At 69.2% G+C, this 16,550-nt stretch carries 18 protein-coding genes and 3 pseudogenes; 10 read left to right on the forward strand and 11 right to left on the reverse strand.

Annotation, left to right across the window (positions count from 1 at the left end):
• The 4 genes and pseudogenes from ACFYY7_RS37065 to ACFYY7_RS37080 all read right to left on the reverse strand — a co-directional run.
• Nucleotides 1–513 (reverse strand): DJ-1/PfpI family protein (locus ACFYY7_RS37065; RefSeq protein WP_388668207.1); only part of this gene is annotated, 513 nt, incomplete at its 3' end.
• Nucleotides 514–939: 426 nt separating this feature from the next.
• A pseudogene (locus tag ACFYY7_RS37070) lies at nucleotides 940–1,101 on the reverse strand (IS5/IS1182 family transposase); the annotation flags it as partial.
• 5 nt (nucleotides 1,102–1,106) lie between these two features.
• Nucleotides 1,107–1,313: pseudogene (locus ACFYY7_RS37075) on the reverse strand (transposase); the annotation flags it as partial.
• Between the two features lie 266 nt (nucleotides 1,314–1,579).
• Nucleotides 1,580–2,122 carry an amidase family protein gene (locus ACFYY7_RS37080; protein WP_388668210.1) on the reverse strand — a complete coding sequence of 181 codons (543 nt, stop codon included), beginning with the start codon at nucleotides 2,120–2,122 and terminating at the stop codon, nucleotides 1,580–1,582.
• A 258-nt stretch (nucleotides 2,123–2,380) separates the two neighbouring features.
• Here ACFYY7_RS37080 and ACFYY7_RS37085 point away from each other — a divergent pair.
• A pseudogene (locus ACFYY7_RS37085) lies at nucleotides 2,381–2,880 on the forward strand (transposase family protein); the annotation flags it as partial.
• 159 nt (nucleotides 2,881–3,039) lie between these two features.
• Here the strand turns inward: ACFYY7_RS37085 and ACFYY7_RS37090 are convergent.
• The 3 genes from ACFYY7_RS37090 to ACFYY7_RS37100 form a co-directional block, all read right to left on the reverse strand.
• The gene (locus ACFYY7_RS37090) at nucleotides 3,040–3,210 is read right to left on the reverse strand and encodes a hypothetical protein (protein ID WP_388668213.1); all 171 of its coding nucleotides are present in this window, start codon (nucleotides 3,208–3,210) and stop codon (nucleotides 3,040–3,042) included.
• A gap of 102 nt (nucleotides 3,211–3,312) precedes the next feature.
• Nucleotides 3,313–3,978, reverse strand: coding sequence for a UbiX family flavin prenyltransferase (locus tag ACFYY7_RS37095; RefSeq protein WP_388668216.1), 666 nt, complete (start codon nucleotides 3,976–3,978; stop codon nucleotides 3,313–3,315).
• Nucleotides 3,979–4,054: 76 nt separating this feature from the next.
• Nucleotides 4,055–5,455, reverse strand: coding sequence for a UbiD family decarboxylase (locus ACFYY7_RS37100; RefSeq protein WP_388668219.1), 1,401 nt, complete (start codon nucleotides 5,453–5,455; stop codon nucleotides 4,055–4,057).
• Nucleotides 5,456–5,711: 256 nt separating this feature from the next.
• Between ACFYY7_RS37100 and ACFYY7_RS37105 the strand changes: the two genes are divergently transcribed.
• The 4 genes from ACFYY7_RS37105 to ACFYY7_RS37120 all read left to right on the forward strand — a co-directional run bounded on the left by ACFYY7_RS37105 (nucleotide 5,712) and on the right by ACFYY7_RS37120 (nucleotide 7,885).
• Nucleotides 5,712–6,704 (forward strand): Lrp/AsnC family transcriptional regulator, encoded by a 993-nt coding sequence (locus ACFYY7_RS37105; protein ID WP_388668222.1) that lies wholly within the window; start codon nucleotides 5,712–5,714, stop codon nucleotides 6,702–6,704.
• A gap of 42 nt (nucleotides 6,705–6,746) precedes the next feature.
• The gene (locus ACFYY7_RS37110; RefSeq protein ID WP_388668225.1) at nucleotides 6,747–6,878 is read left to right on the forward strand and encodes a hypothetical protein; all 132 of its coding nucleotides are present in this window, start codon (nucleotides 6,747–6,749) and stop codon (nucleotides 6,876–6,878) included.
• A gap of 213 nt (nucleotides 6,879–7,091) precedes the next feature.
• Entirely contained in the window at nucleotides 7,092–7,253 is a 162-nt protein-coding gene (locus tag ACFYY7_RS37115; RefSeq protein WP_388668227.1) for a hypothetical protein, read from the forward strand.
• Between the two features lie 257 nt (nucleotides 7,254–7,510).
• Nucleotides 7,511–7,885, forward strand: a complete 375-nt coding sequence (locus tag ACFYY7_RS37120; RefSeq protein ID WP_388668230.1) for a WD40 repeat domain-containing protein — start codon at nucleotides 7,511–7,513, stop codon at nucleotides 7,883–7,885.
• 1,252 nt (nucleotides 7,886–9,137) lie between these two features.
• Here ACFYY7_RS37120 and ACFYY7_RS37125 read toward each other — a convergent pair.
• Nucleotides 9,138–9,860, reverse strand: a complete 723-nt coding sequence (locus ACFYY7_RS37125) for an ArsR/SmtB family transcription factor (RefSeq protein WP_388668417.1) — start codon at nucleotides 9,858–9,860, stop codon at nucleotides 9,138–9,140.
• A 133-nt stretch (nucleotides 9,861–9,993) separates the two neighbouring features.
• Here ACFYY7_RS37125 and ACFYY7_RS37130 point away from each other — a divergent pair, with 133 nt between their 5' ends.
• Nucleotides 9,994–10,494: a GNAT family N-acetyltransferase gene (locus ACFYY7_RS37130; RefSeq protein ID WP_388668233.1), complete on the forward strand. Its 501-nt coding sequence runs from the start codon at nucleotides 9,994–9,996 to the stop codon at nucleotides 10,492–10,494.
• A gap of 399 nt (nucleotides 10,495–10,893) precedes the next feature.
• Here the strand turns inward: ACFYY7_RS37130 and ACFYY7_RS37135 are convergent, their stop codons facing one another.
• Nucleotides 10,894–11,037, reverse strand: a complete 144-nt coding sequence (locus ACFYY7_RS37135) for a hypothetical protein (RefSeq protein ID WP_388668236.1) — start codon at nucleotides 11,035–11,037, stop codon at nucleotides 10,894–10,896.
• A 347-nt stretch (nucleotides 11,038–11,384) separates the two neighbouring features.
• Here ACFYY7_RS37135 and ACFYY7_RS37140 point away from each other — a divergent pair, with 347 nt between their 5' ends.
• From ACFYY7_RS37140 to ACFYY7_RS37155, 4 genes are all read left to right on the forward strand, one after another.
• Nucleotides 11,385–11,831: a hypothetical protein gene (locus ACFYY7_RS37140; RefSeq protein ID WP_388668239.1), complete on the forward strand. Its 447-nt coding sequence runs from the start codon at nucleotides 11,385–11,387 to the stop codon at nucleotides 11,829–11,831.
• Nucleotides 11,828–12,022 carry a hypothetical protein gene (locus ACFYY7_RS37145; protein ID WP_388668242.1) on the forward strand — a complete coding sequence of 65 codons (195 nt, stop codon included), beginning with the start codon at nucleotides 11,828–11,830 and terminating at the stop codon, nucleotides 12,020–12,022. Before ACFYY7_RS37140 ends, ACFYY7_RS37145 begins: the two co-directional genes overlap by 4 nt.
• Entirely contained in the window at nucleotides 12,019–12,738 is a 720-nt protein-coding gene (locus tag ACFYY7_RS37150) for a glycosyltransferase (protein ID WP_388668245.1), read from the forward strand. Before ACFYY7_RS37145 ends, ACFYY7_RS37150 begins: the two co-directional genes overlap by 4 nt.
• A gap of 270 nt (nucleotides 12,739–13,008) precedes the next feature.
• Nucleotides 13,009–14,691, forward strand: coding sequence for an IPT/TIG domain-containing protein (locus ACFYY7_RS37155; protein ID WP_388668249.1), 1,683 nt, complete (start codon nucleotides 13,009–13,011; stop codon nucleotides 14,689–14,691).
• Between the two features lie 151 nt (nucleotides 14,692–14,842).
• On the opposite strand, the gene ACFYY7_RS37160 is transcribed toward ACFYY7_RS37155, so the two are convergent.
• Nucleotides 14,843–14,977 (reverse strand): hypothetical protein, encoded by a 135-nt coding sequence (locus tag ACFYY7_RS37160; RefSeq protein WP_388668253.1) that lies wholly within the window; start codon nucleotides 14,975–14,977, stop codon nucleotides 14,843–14,845.
• Nucleotides 14,964–15,923 (reverse strand): recombinase family protein, encoded by a 960-nt coding sequence (locus ACFYY7_RS37165; protein ID WP_388668256.1) that lies wholly within the window; start codon nucleotides 15,921–15,923, stop codon nucleotides 14,964–14,966. Before ACFYY7_RS37165 ends, ACFYY7_RS37160 begins: the two co-directional genes overlap by 14 nt.
• Between the last annotated feature and the right edge of the window lie 627 nt (nucleotides 15,924–16,550).

A 16,550-nucleotide genomic window follows, 5' to 3' on the forward strand; every position in this document is an offset into this window, starting at 1 on the left:
GAGCCGTGCGAAGACCTCGCGGGCGAACGCGACCGGTTCGGTCGGCCCGGCCGTAATGAGGTCGCCGTCCGTCACCGCGTCCGCGTCGACGTAACGCTCGCCGCCCTTGTACCCCGTGGCGGCGAGGTAGAAGGAGACCGCGCTCGTGTGCGCGCGGTCGTCGAGCAGACCCTCGCGGGCCAGGCCCGCCGTCGCACCGCAGATCGCGGCGACCGGCACCCCGGCGTCCAGGAAGCCGCGCGCCGCCCGGGCGAAGGGGGCGAGCGTGTCACCGGTGTCCCAGAGCCCGGCGCCGGGGAGCACCAGTAGCGCGCTGTCCTCGGGGCGCAGGTCCGCGAGCGCGAGGTCGGGCAGGATGCGCAGCCCGCCCATGGTGGTGACGGGGCCGGTGGTGGGGCCGACCGTCCGTACGGTGAAACCGGCCTGCGCGAGATGGGCGGTGGTGTGCCCCGTCTCCCAGTCGGCGAGGGTGTCGTACACGGCCAGGTGCACGGTCCTACGGATGTCGGTCATGACGCCTCCTCGGCGGAACTGTCCCATCGGCCTCGCTCTCCGACGACGACCACAAGTGACCGTCGAGAGCACGGCAACATACTGTCATTATGACAGCTTACTGTCAATTCATTCCGGCGGTCCGGCCGTGTGCCGACCCCGTGTGCCGACAACCCGACGCCCTGCCCACGAAAGCGCCCCACGGGCGCTGTCACGTTGTTGAGTGTGAGTGCCTGACGGTGTGTCGGGTGTGGTGGTACCGGGTTCCGGCTCCGTGCTCAGGCCGTCAGACACGCACACACTCAACAACGTGACAGCGCCTTGGTTGTCCTCGTATCAGATTGGCGCGGTTCGCGCTCGGTAGGGCAAAGGCACGGTAGGGGCGAGTACAGGCTGGTTTCCGGATGCCGGCGCCAGGGTTGCAAGAGGTCGTTTTCTCCCAGTGTTTTATCCCGGGATCTGCTGTTTGGTCTGTGGTGTCAGGTCGCGCCAGGAGATGGTGGCTTCGCCGGTGAGGCGGCGGGCCATGAGGTCGGTCATGGCGAGGTGGATCACGGCTTCGGAGCGTGTGGGCAGGGTTTCGTAGTCGCGGGCCAGGCGACGGTGATCTCCATGTCGATACCGAGTGCGGCTGCGTGTTCCACGAGGTGCCGGCGGTAGCCGCCATCGACCCAGACCTTGCGGATGCCGGGGTGTTCGGCGGAGACCTGGTCGAGGAGTTGGGTGCCGGCTACGGAGTCCTGCACGCTCGCCGCGGTGACCAGCACCGCGAGCAGGAGGCCGATGGTGTCGACGACGATGCTCCGCTTCCGTCCGACGATCTAATGGGCGGCAGCTGGAGCTACTGAAGGTCCATTCTCGTCGTCGGCCGCTGGCGTCAGCACAACGTCCACCGACGATCGGGGCCTTGGAGCCCTCAAAGAAGACTGACGTGTGCTGACACTCGCAGTCGGCGACGAGAGCTGTCGCGTGATCACCGATGATGATCGTGGTCCAAGCCCCCTGCGGGGACTACCTCTTACGTGCTCGTGAGCCATCAGCTCCGGTCCAGACCGAGGGCCCTGCAGGTCGCTGGGGTCATGAACGGCTAATCGGATGTCGGGCCAAGGAGCCCTTCCATTAGGCCGGTCAGCCCTGCGGCGAGCGCCGCGGCGGACCCGCCGGACGAACCGCCGGGTCCGCGGGTCGGGTCCCACGGATTGTTCGTGGTCCCGTAAACCTCGTTGTAGGTCTGCCAGTCCCGGGCGTCCGGCGGCATGTTGGACTTGCCGAACACGATCGCTCCCGCGTTCTTGAGGCGCGCGACCGACTCGGCGTCGCTCGTTGAGACATGCTGTCCCCAACGAGCCGAACCCCCGGTGGTCCGCATGCCCGCAACTTCGAGACTGTCCTTGATCGTCACAGGGACGCCGTGCAGGCGGCCGAGCGGTTCGCCGCGCGAGACCGTGCGGTCGGCCTCCAGCGCTGCGGCCCTCGCACCCTCCTCGTCTCGGGCGACAATGGCGTTCACCTTCGGATCGAGTTGCTCCACACGGGCGAGGTAGTGGTCGAGCAACTCGACGCTCGACACCTCCTTCGCCGCGACGGCGGCAGCGAGCTGGCCTGCGGAGCGAAATGCCAGATCGGTCATGCGAACCTCCAGTAAAGCTTGACCCGCGGCGATCACATCTCTGTGGGCGACGCAAAATCCCAGTTCAGGGCTGGTCTCACTCGACTTTAGCGGACGCGAGAGACCATGTCGGGGTGTGGCTTTTCTCACTTTCCGCCACAACTTCGCCCGGCACGCCAGGCAGCGACCGGAGGTCGACGGGCCCGGGAGTGTTCACGAGAAATGGGTTCTGGCACACATTCCGTTTTCCGTGAAAGGGACTCGCTGGGGTGATGGGTTGGAGGATCTCGCTCTGGTGCGTTCGTCTCGGGCAAGAAGAAGCAGAACACGATGAAGGCCACCGTCATCGCCGACAACCGAGGCCGCACGTTATGGGTTGCTGCCCTGCGAACTGGCCGGATGCATGAGCGACCGCCGCACGCAACGAAGGCGTCGGTACCTGTTTCCGGCACTTTCCCGACGTAGAGGTCCTCTTGGACGACGGCTACCTCGGGCTCCGCCGTGATCACCCCGGCCAGGCAGTGACCCCGCCCAGGGAGGGAAACAAGATCAGCCCTCCTGAGGTCCACGAAGCCCGCCAGCGAGCCCGCCCCCGGCACTCGTCGAAGCGCATCACCGTCGAACACGCCCTCGCGGACCACAAACGCTGGAAACAACTGACCCGCTGGACACACCGACGGGATGTCCTGCCCGCCACCTACCGGGCCATCGCCAGCCTCGTCTTCGACCGCAACACCATCGGCCGATACAAGCCCCAGCTCAGGCACCCTCAGCTCTAACGCAATCATGCACCAGCTCGTTACTCCTGCACCTCGGTGAGCTCCGTACCGTCCAGCCCGTTTGGGCCGGGCACGACCACACCATCCCACCCTCGACTGCCAGGTTCCCCACACCCGCCGACGTCACCGCGTTCCTCACCAACAACAGCCCCGCGAAGATCAAGTCAGCATTCTGATTCCGCCGGTGGAGGCGGTGGCGTCCCTGGTCCCGGATATCTGCACCCGGCCACGGGGCGGAGGGCCGGCGGGCTCGGAGGCCGGGCCGCGGTAGCCGGTCAGCGCGGTTCCCCCGTCGTGGGCGTGGGCGTCGCCGGTGTCCGTGGCCTCCACCGCCCGTACTGGAACACTGCCCCCGGCTCGGAGGTCGGCCCCGGAGCGAAGGACTTCGCTCCGGGGCAATACTCAAGGGTGTCCCGAGCCCCGCCGACCGGGCTACTGGCGTTCGCCGTCTCCTGGGCTGCGCCGCCGCATCCGGTCCACTCCTGACATGGGTCCGCGACTGCGCGTATGGGCCAGGCCCTGCCATCGCGCCGCGATGTCCGCGGTGCCCACTGGGAGATCGAACTGGTCGAGGATCCGCATGACGATGTGGTCCACGAGGTCGCTGATGCCGTTCGGGATGTCGTAGAAGGCCGGCATCGGGGGGACGATGCGGACTCCCATGCGGGAGAGGGCGAGCATGTTCTCCAGGTGGATCTCGTTGAGCGGTGTTTCCCGGGGGACGAGGACCAGCGGACGGCGTTCCTTGAGTGTGGCGTCGGCTGCACGGGCGATCAGGTTGTCGGCCAGGCCATGCCGTACCGCCGCAAGCGTCTTCATGCTGCACGGGACGATGACCATGCCCGTGACCGGAAAGGACCCGGAGGAGATCGTGGCGCCCAGATCGCCGAACTTATGTGTCACGTCGGCAAGTTCGGCGCAGTGCCTGCTGGTGCGGGACGTCTCCACCTCGATGGTGGAGCGGGCCCAGGTGCTCAGCACCAGATGAGTCTCCACTTGCGGCACCTCCCGCAGGATTTCCAGCAGGCGGACAGCGATCGGGGCCCCGGTGGCGCCGGTGACTCCGACGATGAGGCGGGTGGGGGAAGCGGTTGTCACGGCGGGCTCCTGTTGCGGCGGAAGGGAACGGGCTGGCGGGGAGGGGACGCGCCGCCCCCTCCCTTGTTGTGCCGGGCTACATCGACAGGACACCCGCCCAGCGCTCGCGCAGCTCGTCTCGGATCGTCTCGTCGACGCGATTGGCCGCCGGGTACTGGTCCTTCCACGCGAACGGCTTGCACGCGTCGATCAGCACGATGCCCATCGACAGGTCGCCGACGGCGCGTTTGTCGGGCGACAGTCGCGGGTCGATGGCAGTGGTCGGCGCGCGCAGCACCTGGATGGACTCGGACGGGTCGACGCGGGTGAACATCGCCCACAGGACGTGGTTGATGTCGGTGATGTCGATGTCCTCGTCGACCACGACGAAGTACCGCTCCATGCCGCCGGTGCGCTTGCGCCCGGCCGCCGCGAGCAGTGCGTGCATGGCGTCGCCCGCGCCGGTCTGCTCGATGGAGACGACCACCATGAGCTGGCGGGCGTAGGCCCACACGCCCTTGATGTTCTGGACGCCGGAGGCCTCCAGATGGTCCCAGGTGACCGATGCCGAGTACAGCGGGACAGCCTGGTCACCGGCCGGGACGGTCGGGAGCATCGGCGGGGCGCCCAAGATGATCGGGTCGTTCCGGTGCATGATCCGGTTGATCCGGACCACGGTCTCCTGGCCCGAGTGCGTGTAGTAGCCGGTCCACTCCCCGAAGGGCCCCTCCAGCACGGACTCCTCCTCGACCGGCGGCAGTTCGCCCTCGATCACGATCTCCGCGTACGCCGGGACCGGCAGGTCGCTGCCCGATGCGTACAGGACCTCGACGCCCTGCCCGCGGAGTCCGCCCGCCAGGTCGTACTCCGACATCCCGGACGGCGCGGCGATCGCCGCAGCTGTCGACAGGATCGGGTCCTGGCCCACCACCACCACAATCGGGCAGGTCCGGCCGCGCTTCCAGTACTTCTCGGCGATCGCCTTGCCGTGCCGGTTGCCGAGCATCCACAACGAGAGCCGGTCAGGGCCCTGGACACAGGCCCGGTAGGTGCCGACATTGACCCAGCCGCTGTCGGGGTCGCGGGTGATGACCATGCAGGCAGTGCCGATGTAGCGGCCGCCGTCCCCGTCGTGCCAGCGCGGCGTGGGGAAGATGCCGAGATCCACGTCGTCGCCGACCAGGACGTTCTCCAGAACCGGGCCCGTGGCGACCTCTACCGGAGGGATGGGTTCGAGCCGCTTGCTCAGGTCCTTCCAGGCCCGCACGATGTCGAGCTTCGGAGTGTCGTGGGGCAGCCCGAGTGCCACCGCGGTCCGGGCAGCGGTCCCCATGAAGTTGGTGAACACACGGTGCCCCGCCGGGTAGCCGGGGATGTTGTCGAACATCAGCGCGGGGCCTTCCTTCTCCGCCATCAGTTCGGTGATCCCGCCGATGTCCAGGTCCCGGTCCGCGCCGTCGATCCGGAGGACCTCATCCTTCCCGAGCGTCTGCGTCATGTGGTCGATGTAATGCCGAAGGTCACGGAATGCGTTCATGTGTCGTCGGGGAACCGGGCACTACACCCGTGCCTCCCGTCCTCCTCTTCTCTTTCGTGACGGCAGCGGCTGCGCGTTGAGCGGTTGCCCACAAGGGGCAGCTCCGCGAGGACAGTCACCGCGCGGGCATGCATCGCCAGGATCCGGACCGGCCCGGACCAGGCGCAACGAGCCCGGACAGGCATGCCGGATATTGCGCGAGATAGAGTCGGGGTGCGTGGAATACATCGATCTCCAGCTCATCCATGCACTGCAAATTGATGGCCGTGCACCACTGCGCCGGATTGCGTCGGTGCTGGGCGTCTCCGATCAGATGGCCGCCCGCCGCTACGCCCGGCTGCGTGAGACGGCCGGGCTCCGAGTCGTGGGCCGGCTCAATCCCCGTCCCGTCGGGCAGACCGTGTGGGCGCTTCGGCTGCAGTGCGTTCCCAGCGCCTCGCTCGGCCTGGCCCAGGCACTGGCCGAGCGCGGGGACACACGATGGGTGCAGCTCGCCTCCGGTGGCACCGAGATTATCTGCCACCTCGCAGTCCACAGTGACAGCGACCGGGACGCGCTGCTGATGGACAGGCTCCCTTCGAGCCGCCGCGTCACCTCGATCACCGCGCACCGCATGCTGCGGCTGTTCAAAGGCGGTCCGATCACTTGGGACGGTCCCACTTCCGCGTTGAGCCGGGAACAGATGGACGCACTCGCGCCCTCGTACCCGCCCCCTCACTCCCAGGCGGCGGCGGTGGAGCTCACCGATCTCGACCAGGTCCTGCTCGCCGCGTTGAACCGCGACGGCCGCGCGCCGCACGCCGCGCTGGCCGTGGAGGCCCGGTGCCATGAGTCGACGGTGCGCCGCCGCATCGCGCATCTGCGCACGGCTGGAGCACTCTTCTTCGTGCTGGACGTGGACGAGCGTCTCCTGGGCAACCCCACCGGCACTGCCATCTGGATGTCTGTGCAGCCCTCGCAGCTCGCCGCCACCGGCGCCGCGCTGGCGGGCCACCCCGAAGTGGCATACGCCGCCGCCACCACGGGGCGGACCAACCTCCTGGCCAACGTTCTCTGTTCCGACGACGAGTCCCTCTACGCGTACCTCTCCGACCGCATCGGCGCTCTCCTGGGCATCGACACGGTCGAGACCGCCCCGATCATCCGCACTCTCAAGCGCGACGGCTCCGTCGCACGCAACCACGGCCTCGGGGTGGGTGAGCGCCGTTGAGGTCAGGGGCCGACGCGGGCGCAGGGACGGCGCGGCGGCACGATGACCAGCAAGGCCTTCAGCGCCGGGTACCGGGACGGCTGCCCCTGCGGGCCGCCGGACACCTGCCGAAGCAGCAGCGGGCTGTTGGAGAACGGGCTGCCGTGCGGCCTGACGAAGGACGCCTTCCAGTAGCTCGCGGCAACGAGCGTGTCGGCATGCCGCTTCGGCTTTCTGGCCAGCTGGCGTTCGAGTTGTAGGGCGGTGGGTTAGAACCCGCCCGAATTGGTGAGGCGGTGGCGGACTGTGGGTCTGGGCCGGGTCTTGTCGCTGAGACTGCTGGAGGGTTCGTCAGTAAGGTTTCGTAATTGGCTACGAAATTGCGTGGTTGGCTGGTTGGGTGCGGGCATGTCCGATGATCGGAACTTTGACGGGGTTGAGGCCGTGCTTGCGGGCGCGGATGGGCGGTTGGCGGATCCGGGATTTCTGATGAATGCCGACCCGGAGGAGGTGCTGGGGCTGGTGGATGCGGCTTCGGGGCCTGCTGGGCTGCTGACGGGGGCGGTGTAGCGGGCGTCGGCGCACCTGCACCGTGATGCTGGCGCGGGGGTACGGAGGCAGTTGCTGGCGTTGGATGCCGCCCGGTACGGGGATCGGGGACTGGCGGCGCGGATCACCGCCGTACTGGTGGAGGGCGAACCCGCCGCGCCGTGGGGGGTGGAGTGGGCGACTGGCAGCATGGTCGATCGCAGCCTCTGGCAGACCCTCGCCGGTCACACCGACGGGGTGATTGGAGTAGCGACGGGGGTGGTGGCAGGGACGGGACGGTGCGCGTGTGGGATCTGGCCACCGGTCGGCAGGTCGGCGAACCCCTCCACGAACACACCAACTGGGTGACTGCGGTGGCGACGGCAATGGTGGACGGCCGCCCCGTCGCCGTTACTGGCAGCTATGACGGAACGGTGCGGGTGTGGGACCTGACCACCCGCGAGCAGATCGGCGAACCCCTGCAAGATCACTTCCACTGCGATGTGGAGGTGGTGGCGACGGGGGTGGTGGACGGCCGCCCAGTCGCCGTCACCCACACCGGCAGTGAAGGGATGGTGCGGGTGTGGGACCTGACCACCGGCCGGCCGGACCAGAGTTGGTGTTCCCCGCGGAGGTATTCGCGGTGGCTGTCACTTCGGATGGCTGGCTGGTAGTGGGGTTCGGCCATGAGGTGGCGGTGCTGGCCCGCCGCTGACCAGGTCCTGCGCGGTGCACCCCGGGGGTGTCCCACTGTCCTGGACCGCTACCTGCGCCTGGTCGACGAAAGCGAGGTGCGGCGCGGACTTCGGTGAGGTCTGGACAGGCCGGTGCCAGGTGACGTGGGGGGATGCGCAGGTTGCTGACGTGCGGGCGCACCGCGTCGGCCAGGTCTCGGGCCGGGCCTGGAACACGCGATCGACGCGGCTGCTGGTCCACCGCATACGATGCGTGCGTGTCCGCACTTCAGAAGGAACAGGTCGTGCAGTTGTTGCGGCCGCTGATGCGGACGCGCACCGTGCTCCAGCCAGTCCAAAGCCCGCCCGAGACACGTACGCGTGGGCGCGGCCGACGGCACGCCGTTCCTCCGGCCGTTCCTGCGCAGCCCCATGCGACCTGGGAGTTCGCCGCCACGCGGTTCGGCGGGTTCCCGACGGTGGAGGAGGGCGAGACCTGGCCCCTGTGTGACGGCTCGCCAGCGCAGCTGGTCGCGCCGGGCGTAGCTGAGCGGGATCGCCCAGCCGCGGGCGATCCGGCGGACGACCCAGCGGCGCATGCCGAGCAGGGACGCGAGGACGTCGGGGAGGTTGTTGTAGTGGTCCAGGAGGAACCTGATCTGTGCCCGGGGGCCGTGTGGGTAGCGGGTGATCAGCGTTTCCTGCTGGGCAGGGGTGAGGAAGCGCCAGTGCACGATGCAGTGGGCCTTCTTGGCCTTGCGCCTGGCGGTGGCAGGGGCGGCGACGCCGGTGTCCCGTCGCAAGTGATCTGGACCCAGGGCCCAGCTGGGGCCAGCAGCGACCAGATCGGTTGAGACGTTCGGCTGCCGGAAATCTCAGGTGACCTGGCCCTGGAGGGGTAGTTGGCGGCCGTTGTCTCAGTTGATCTGGTCGGGCGACGGTGAGGCTGGTGACCTACGCGCTGCGGAAACGTAACGGGACAGCACTCCGCCCCGGCACGGGCTCCGAGAAATCCGTACCGGGGCGGGAAGGCGCTTGGTCTGTCGCCGAGCGCATGTGAGGTCCGCGGAGTAATCGGGGTCCGACAAGGCAATAGTGCGGCTTGCCGTCTGAGTACCGGTCGTCGACGCGGGGCCCCTGCTGTATTCCGCCACGGCGTTGCCCGACGCATCCACAACCGTTTGCCGCATCGGACAACGTTCGCACTGCCGTGGGTCCGGCTACGTCTGGGTTGTCGAAGACCGCCACAGGGTCAGAGGTCAGCAGGTTGCAGGCCGAGGTGCTCGTGCCATGCCCGACGGCCGACTGGCGTCACGATGAGGGCGCGGGTGGTGCCGATGCGCGTCATCCATCCAGCGGCGAGTGCGTGGGCGCTAAGGGCAGCACCTACTGCGCCGGCCAGGTGGGGACGGCGCTCGGTCCAGTCAAGGCATGCGCGCACCGGCGGTCGGCGGGAGCCGCCGGGCACCGTGATACCAGTCTCGGTCAGCCAGAGGGTGCCCTTGCCGGTCAGGCTCGGCTCGGGCCCCCATTCCAGCAGTCCGCGCTCGACCATGGCGTCGGTGATCGCCAGCGCGACGGTTCCAGCCAGGTGGTCGTAGCACAGCCGTGCACGGGCCAGTGCCTGCTGTCGGCCGGAGGCTGACAGCGAACGTGGTCGGGCGCTGCGCTGCGGGGCCAGCGCGGCAAGACTCTCGATCAGTTCGACCACCCTGAGGTCGGCCACCCGTATGTAACGGTGGCGTCCGTGCCGCTCCTCGACGAGGAGTCCGCCACTGACGAGCAGGTTCAGGTGCGATGTCGCAGTGGACGGTGCGACTCCGGCGTAACGCGCGAGCTCGTTCGCCGTCCACGCCTGGCCGTCGAGCAGTGCCAGGCAGAAGGCGGCCCTGGTCCCGTCGGCCAGCAGCCTGGCCACGCCCGCCAGGTCTACCCCTACGTCCTGACCTGCGCGCTGAATGTCCACGTTGCCCATTGTCGCCGACGTCCCTTCGACGTTCGTCGAAGCGTCCACCTCCTAGCGTCGGCACGTGCGCAGGGCTTGCCGGCCCCGCACCTGCATCCACCCGCGAGGCCGAGCCGCCTCCGCTCACCTACTGGAGCAAACCATGACCGCGTCCGACACGGCTGTCACCGCCTCACCACATCCCGAACTCCGGACGGACCTCGTGGTCACCGACGCCCCCACGGCGGCGGATATCGCGGTGATCTCCGAGGCGCTGGACCGCTTCAACATCGAGAACACGGGAATTGCCGACCGCAAACCGCTCGCCGTCCTGGTCCGTGATCCCCAGACGCACCAGGCGGTCGGCGGACTGACCGGGCGCACCTCGCTCGGGCTGTTCTTCATCGACCTCTTCTACCTGCCGCCTCAGCTGCGAGGCAGCGGGCTGGGAAGAGAAATCCTGCGGCAGGCCGAGGACGAGGCCCACACCCGCGGTTGCCGCACAGCCGTGCTCTACACGATCACCTTCCAGGCTCCCGGCTTCTACCGGAAACAGGGGTGGGAACTCCTGGGAGAGGTCCCCTGCGATCCGCCGGGCACCAGCCGCTTCTTCATGACCAAAGAACTCACTGCACCGACCGGCCAACCAGTTCGGCCCCGGTAAGGTCAGCAGTAGTGCCGTCCAGGCTGCTCGACGCACTGGGCCGGGTGCCCGACCCGCGTAGTCCTCGTGGGGTGCGGTTCCGCCTGGCGACGTTGCTCACGGTCGGTGTGTGTGTGCTGTGACCAGCGCCGGTCATAACTCCCTGACCGCCATTGCCGAGTGGGTACGCTGCTGTGACCAGGATGTCCTGGCCCGGCTGGGCTGCCCTTCGATCCTTTCACCGGCCGGTTCAGGGCTCCGGGCGAACGCACCCTGCGCGATGTGTTCGCCCGGGTCGAGCCCGCGGTACTCACTGCCGCCGGTTTCGGCAGGCTCACCGCACTCCAGCCCCGCCCGGTGAGCCCGACCGGCCCGGACGGCACCATCGAGCGCGAACAGCGCCGCGCCCACCGCATCGCCCTAGCGGATAGCCCGCCCCGCCACGTTTGCAGACGTGCACAGGGCGAGGTAGTCGCCCACCATCTCGACCACCCGTCCCTCGCCGTCCACGACCGTGTACGTCTCGCGGCGCATCCCGGACCCTACGACCCGTCGCACATACATCCCGGCCTCCCCACCCGTGGGCACTGCTGTCGATCGCCGACGCGCTAGGTACGGACATCGCCGTGCTCCTTGGCCAGCAGGCGCCACGGCGGTCCATGGACCGCGACGAGCGGGCCGCGCTGCGCCTCCGCAGCCACCCATGACGCGGCCATCGGCATCCCCGCCGAGGTCGAGCCGGGCGCCGTCGAAGCGTTGACCTACGAGTCGAAGTACCCGGCCCGTAGTAGGTACGAGCGCGCCATCAACGCGACTGCCACGGGACGTGGCGGTCCGACCGGATACGGAGTCTCTTCACTGCGACGGCCCGTGCCTGGGCCCGAGCTCCGCAGCCCAGCAGCCTTGTGGGCATGCCGAACAACCCGCCCGGCGGGCGCGGGCACGTACCCGTCGCCGTCTACTCCTGCGCCACCATCTCCACCGCCCTCGGTGAGAGCGAGGAGCGTGGCCGCTACTACGCCGACGCCCGGCACTGGCACGTCGCCGGCGCGTGGTCCGACCCCGACCCGGCGCTGCCGCTCATGGAGCGACCGGGCTGGCACGCCGTCACGGCCGCCCTGTCCACCGGGATGATCCGGGGCGTCGTCGTCAGCGGCCCGACGCATGTCGCTGCCGACGCCGCCCAGTTTGCGGCTCTCGGCGTCCTCCTCCGCGATCGGGGAGGGTTCCTCGCGGACGCGTCCAACGGCACACCGGCCCGTCGAACCCCCGGCCAGGCCCGGCGTCGTCGCAACACCGCGGACGCGGCCTCCGGCTGGTTCACGCAGCCGGACACGTACGAGGAAGGCGCCTCGTGAGCGCCCAGCGTGCCTGGGTCGGCGACCTCGTGCGGGACGGCGACGGACGGCGGGCGATCGTCACCGACGTCCGCGCCGGCGGCACCGTGTGGGTGCTGCGACCGCCGACCGGGGGCGAGCCCCGCTGGGAGGCCGACGACCCCGAGAGCCTCGAAATCCTCGCCCGCTCCGAAGCCCGGGACAGCCGGTGAGCACCCGCGTTCGCTGCCGACCCCTCCGTCACGCCCGTGCACACGCCCGAAAGGCGAAGTCCCCGTGTACGCGTTCGGCCTCTGCATCGACCAGCACTACCTCGTACCCGGCCTCGCCACCCTCGCCGGCCTGGCCGACAGCCTCACCCCGGGCGGCCCGCCGCAACGCCGCCGTACGGGTCCTCACCCTCGACCTGGCCCCGGCGCAGACCCTCCTCCTCGCCGACCTCGCCAAGCGGGCCGGCTTCGGCTCCTTCTACCTCCGCCGACGCGCCCCTCTGCGCTCCTCGCCCATGGCGGACGCCTCGTACATCACCGTCACCACCTATCTGCGGTTCGAGTTCACGCCGAGCTTCGTCCGCCGTCCCTACCTGATCTACGTGGACGCCGACGTGCTCGTACGCGGAGACGTGAGCGAGCCGCTCGGCTCCCTCGCGCCGGACGAGACCGGCGCCGTGCGGGACGAGTTCAACCCGGCCAAAAATCGGCGAGTGCCCGGAGCCGCCGAGCGCTGGCCCCACCTGCGCGGTCGCCCGTACTTCAACGCGGGCGTGCTCTGGACCCACACCGACCACATGCCCCGCATCCGCCGAGGCGTCGAGCAGGCCCTGATCCATGCCCGGCGCCACATCCTCCACAACGATCAGGATGCCCTGACGTTGGTGATGCGGGAGATCAAGCATCCCGAAGCGTCGCGCACTGGGCCGTTTGGGTGATATCGCACGACTGGCTCTTCTCACCCGTTTGACACTGTGCATCACTTTGAGTAGTGAATCCGGCGGGCCGCCCATCCTTTGCCGGGTCACATGCTGGAGGCGGTTGGAGCGGTTCTTCGGCGTGGTCGTTCGGGCCATGGGGACCGGTGAGGACCGTCGGCAGCCTGCAGCGCGGGCCGTACCGCCGCAGGCGAACCCAGCGGCATCAGCCGCGGCCTGCCCCGGGACAGGGGCCGCGGTTCCCCGATACGTGCTAAGAAAGGCTGCGCCGTGACCGTCTTGACCCGACCTGATCCGCTGCTCGCCGCCGTCGCGCTGCCACGGCAACGCTCCACGGTGCTGCCGTCGGCTGACGCCACCATCCCCGTCGGCAGCTCCCCGCTGGGGGTGGCACTGACCCCGGACGGGGAACGTGGCTACGTCACGAACCGGGCGTCGAACACCATCAGCGTGATCGATACCGCCACCAACACCGCCACCGCGACCATCGCCGCCGGCGGCGGCCCGACCCTCCCGGCGGTCTCGCCGGACGGCACGCGCGCCTACGTGACCCTGTTCGACGACGGCGCCCTCGGCGTGATCGACACCGCCACCAACACCGTCACCGCCACCATCGCGGTCGGCGCCGGAGCCCTCGGGGTAGCGGTCTCGCCGGACGGCGCCCGCGCCTACGTCACCAGCCAGAACGCCAACACCCTCAGCGTGATCGACACCACCACCAACACCGTCACCGCCACGGTGACCACCGGCCCCGTGCCGATCGGCGTCGCCGTCTCCCCCGACGGCACCCGCGCCTACGTCTGCAACGTCGGCGACAGCTCCGTCAGCGTGATCGACACCACGACCAACACCGTCACCGGCAGCTTCACCGCCGGCGACGTGCCGGTGATCATTGCCTTCAGCCCGGACGGCACCCGCGCCTACGTCTGCAATGCAGGCGGCGACAGCGTCAGCGTGATCGACACCGCCACCAACACCGTCATCGCCACCATCGGGGTGGGCACCATGCCCCGCTTCGTGACCGTGAGCCCGGACGGGACCGCCGCCTACACCGCCGACTATGTCGACAACAGCGTCAGCGTGATCGACACCGCCACCAACACCGTCACCGGCACCATTCCCGTGGGCAACGGCCCGACTTGCATCGCGGTCACCCCTGCCGGGACCCGGCTGTACGTGACGGACAACGCTGACAATGCAGTCAGCGTGATCGCCCTGACGCTCGTGCCGAGCCAGGGCACCACCGCCGGTGGCACTATCGTGACCATCCGGGGGCACGACCTGGCCGGTGCAACCGCCGTGCGCTTCGGCGACAGACTCGCCACCATCCTGGCCAACACCGCGAACTCGGTCACCGTCCGCGCCCCCGCCGGACAGGGCCCGGTCCCCGTGACCGTCACCACCCCCGACGGCACCGGCGCCTTCGGCACCTTCTACTACGGCCCTGCCCCGCTGCTGACCGGGATCACCACCACGATGGGCCCCGTCACCGGCGGAGGCACCGCGGTCATCACCGGAGCCAACCTAGCCGGAACCACCTCGGTGCGCTTCGGCTCCAGAGTGGCCACCATCCAGTCCGTCACCGACACCGCCGTCACCGTCGGCGTCCCCGGCGCTCCCTCCTCCGGCCCGGTGTCCGTCACCGTCATCACCCCCGTCGGGAACGCCAACGGCCTGACCTTCACCTACCTCGACACCCCCACCCTGACCGGCGTCAGCCCCGACACCGGACCAACCAGCGGCGGCACCGACGTCACCATCACCGGCGCCAACCTCGCCACCGCCCAGGGAGTCACCTTCGACAACACCCCCGCGGCCTTCGTCGTCATCTCCGACCATACGATCACCGCATCAGCCCCGCCCCACCCCGCTGGAGGAATCGCCATCACGGTCAGCACCCTCGGCGGTAGCTCCCAGAGCACCTACACCTATCTCGATGGACCCGCCATCTGATCGCCGCCGCTGGCCGACCACAGCCGGCTTCCGCCGAGCGGGGAATTCGAGGACCGGCCGGAGCGCGGGGCCCGGCTGCGGGCGCCGGACGACCGCTGGATGGTGGCCCCGAAGTCCTAGCTCGGACACCAGCCGCAAAGTAGCGGGGTGATCACGCGCTTGCCGCCGTGGCGGCCTGCTCATCGTGTTCACGCAGCATCCGCATGACGGTGGCGGGCGAGGGGTGCCGGCCCTTCCTCGTGCCCGCGGTGATGACGAGCCGCTTGGCGATATCACGCAGGCTCACCTCCTGCTCGCGTAGTTGAAGGGCCATGGAAAGCATGCCGTCGTCGGTGACGCCTGCGCCGCCGATGGTTGCCGCGTTTGCGGGCGGACTCGTGGCCTTCGAGGGTGCGGTCGCGGATGTACTCGCGCTCCATGCCGGACATGGCCGCGAGCACGGTGAACACGATGCCGGAGGCGTCGTGCGAGCCCTTGAGCTCGCCGGTGAGGAACTCCAGGTCGATGTCACTGGCCTTCAGTTCCTCGGCAAACATGGCGAGTTCGATGCCGCGGCCGAGCCGCTTGTGTTCGTGGACGACGAGCGTGACGGCGACGCCGGAGGAGCGGATCTCCCCGGCGAGCTTCACGGCGGCCTCCAGCTCCGGCCGCCGGGTGGCACGGGTCGAGATCTTCTCCGAGAAGAACCGGGTCACCCCGGCCCGAACGAGGGCGCGGCTGGGGCCTGCGGGCAGGGCGGAGATCAGGCGGGCGCCCTGGGCCAGTCCCCACACGCCGAGGTGGGACATGGGGATCAGGGTCTTCGCCGCGCTCAACGCTGCCGCGCGGCTGCTGCGCACGTGCTCCGCCATCACGCGCTCGTAGGCGGGGAAGGCGCGCTCGTGGTCGCCGCCCGCCCGTGCCGGCTCTCCGGCGAGGACGTACGCGCCGACGACGGCCAGGCTGGTGCTGCCGCCGACGGCCGGACCGGGGCAGTAGCCCGCGTCGCCAACGAGCGTCACCCTCCCCTGCGACCAGGTGTCCATGCGGAGCTGGGTGATCGAGTCGAAGTAGAACGCCGGGATGTGGTCGAGTCCGTCCAGCCAGCGGTCAACGTGGGTGTGCATGCCGGCGAACGCACCGCGCAGTAGCTCCTTCTGCCGGGGCACGTCGCGGTGGTGGTAGTCGAGCTCGGGCTCGCTCCGGAACAGGAACAAGGCCCGCGCGTCGCCGAGGTGCCGCGCGCCGTACATGCCGGCAGCGCGGCCGACACAGACGTGGATGAGGAGCTCGCGGTCGAGGTCGGCGACGTTCGGCAGGGTCAGAACCCCGAGGCAGGCCCCGATGAAGGCGTTGCAGCGGACTCGTCATCGAAGACGAGGCGCTGTACGTTGGAGTGCAGTCCGTCCGCGCCGACGACGGGGTCGAAGCGGCGCGGCGCGGCGATTTCGAACCGCACCTCGCCGTCAGGCGAGATCGCTCGCCCTTGCCGACGTCCAGACCGAGGAAGACGTCGATGTCGCCGGTGTCGATCACGTGCAGGCCCCTCCATCACGCTTTCGTCCGGCCTTGCCTCGGCACCGAGCTGCCACATCCACGTTACGGAGAGCTCTTCCGGCTCGGGTGAAGCCGGTGCTCAAGCCCCTCATCAGCGGTCCGTCGATGCCTCCGGGCCCGGTGACACCACCCCCGGATCATCAACCGCAACAGGGGGGAAGTCATGCCGGACCCGAAAGCCGGAGGCTCCGTTGCAGAGCCACGAAGACGGTAACGGGGGGCGACACGGATTTCCCGTGTCGCCCCCCGGCCTTGTTTCTCTTAGTCGTGGCGGGGGCTCCGGCTGGCTCTCGCGCCGGCGTGGGCCGCTGGTACCTGGCCAA

Source organism: Streptomyces sp. NPDC001933 (assembly GCF_042890955.1).
Lineage (GTDB): Bacteria > Actinomycetota > Actinomycetes > Streptomycetales > Streptomycetaceae > Streptomyces.

What these genes read in the sequence shown, in the direction of transcription:
- ACFYY7_RS37080 (WP_388668210.1), bottom strand. Translation starts at nt 2,122, where the DNA reads ATGACCGATCTGGCATTTCGCTCCGCAGGCCAGCTCGCTGCCGCCGTC.
- ACFYY7_RS37100 (WP_388668219.1), bottom strand. Translation starts at nt 5,455, where the DNA reads ATGACGCAGACGCTCGGGAAGGATGAGGTCCTCCGGATCGACGGCGCG.
- ACFYY7_RS37110 (WP_388668225.1), top strand. Translation starts at nt 6,747, where the DNA reads ATGACCAGCAAGGCCTTCAGCGCCGGGTACCGGGACGGCTGCCCCTGC.
- ACFYY7_RS37115 (WP_388668227.1), top strand. Translation starts at nt 7,092, where the DNA reads ATGTCCGATGATCGGAACTTTGACGGGGTTGAGGCCGTGCTTGCGGGC.
- ACFYY7_RS37125 (WP_388668417.1), bottom strand. Translation starts at nt 9,860, where the DNA reads ATGGGCAACGTGGACATTCAGCGCGCAGGTCAGGACGTAGGGGTAGAC.
- ACFYY7_RS37130 (WP_388668233.1), top strand. Translation starts at nt 9,994, where the DNA reads ATGACCGCGTCCGACACGGCTGTCACCGCCTCACCACATCCCGAACTC.
- ACFYY7_RS37135 (WP_388668236.1), bottom strand. Translation starts at nt 11,037, where the DNA reads ATGTATGTGCGACGGGTCGTAGGGTCCGGGATGCGCCGCGAGACGTAC.
- ACFYY7_RS37140 (WP_388668239.1), top strand. Translation starts at nt 11,385, where the DNA reads ATGCCGAACAACCCGCCCGGCGGGCGCGGGCACGTACCCGTCGCCGTC.
- ACFYY7_RS37165 (WP_388668256.1), bottom strand. Translation starts at nt 15,923, where the DNA reads ATGTACGGCGCGCGGCACCTCGGCGACGCGCGGGCCTTGTTCCTGTTC.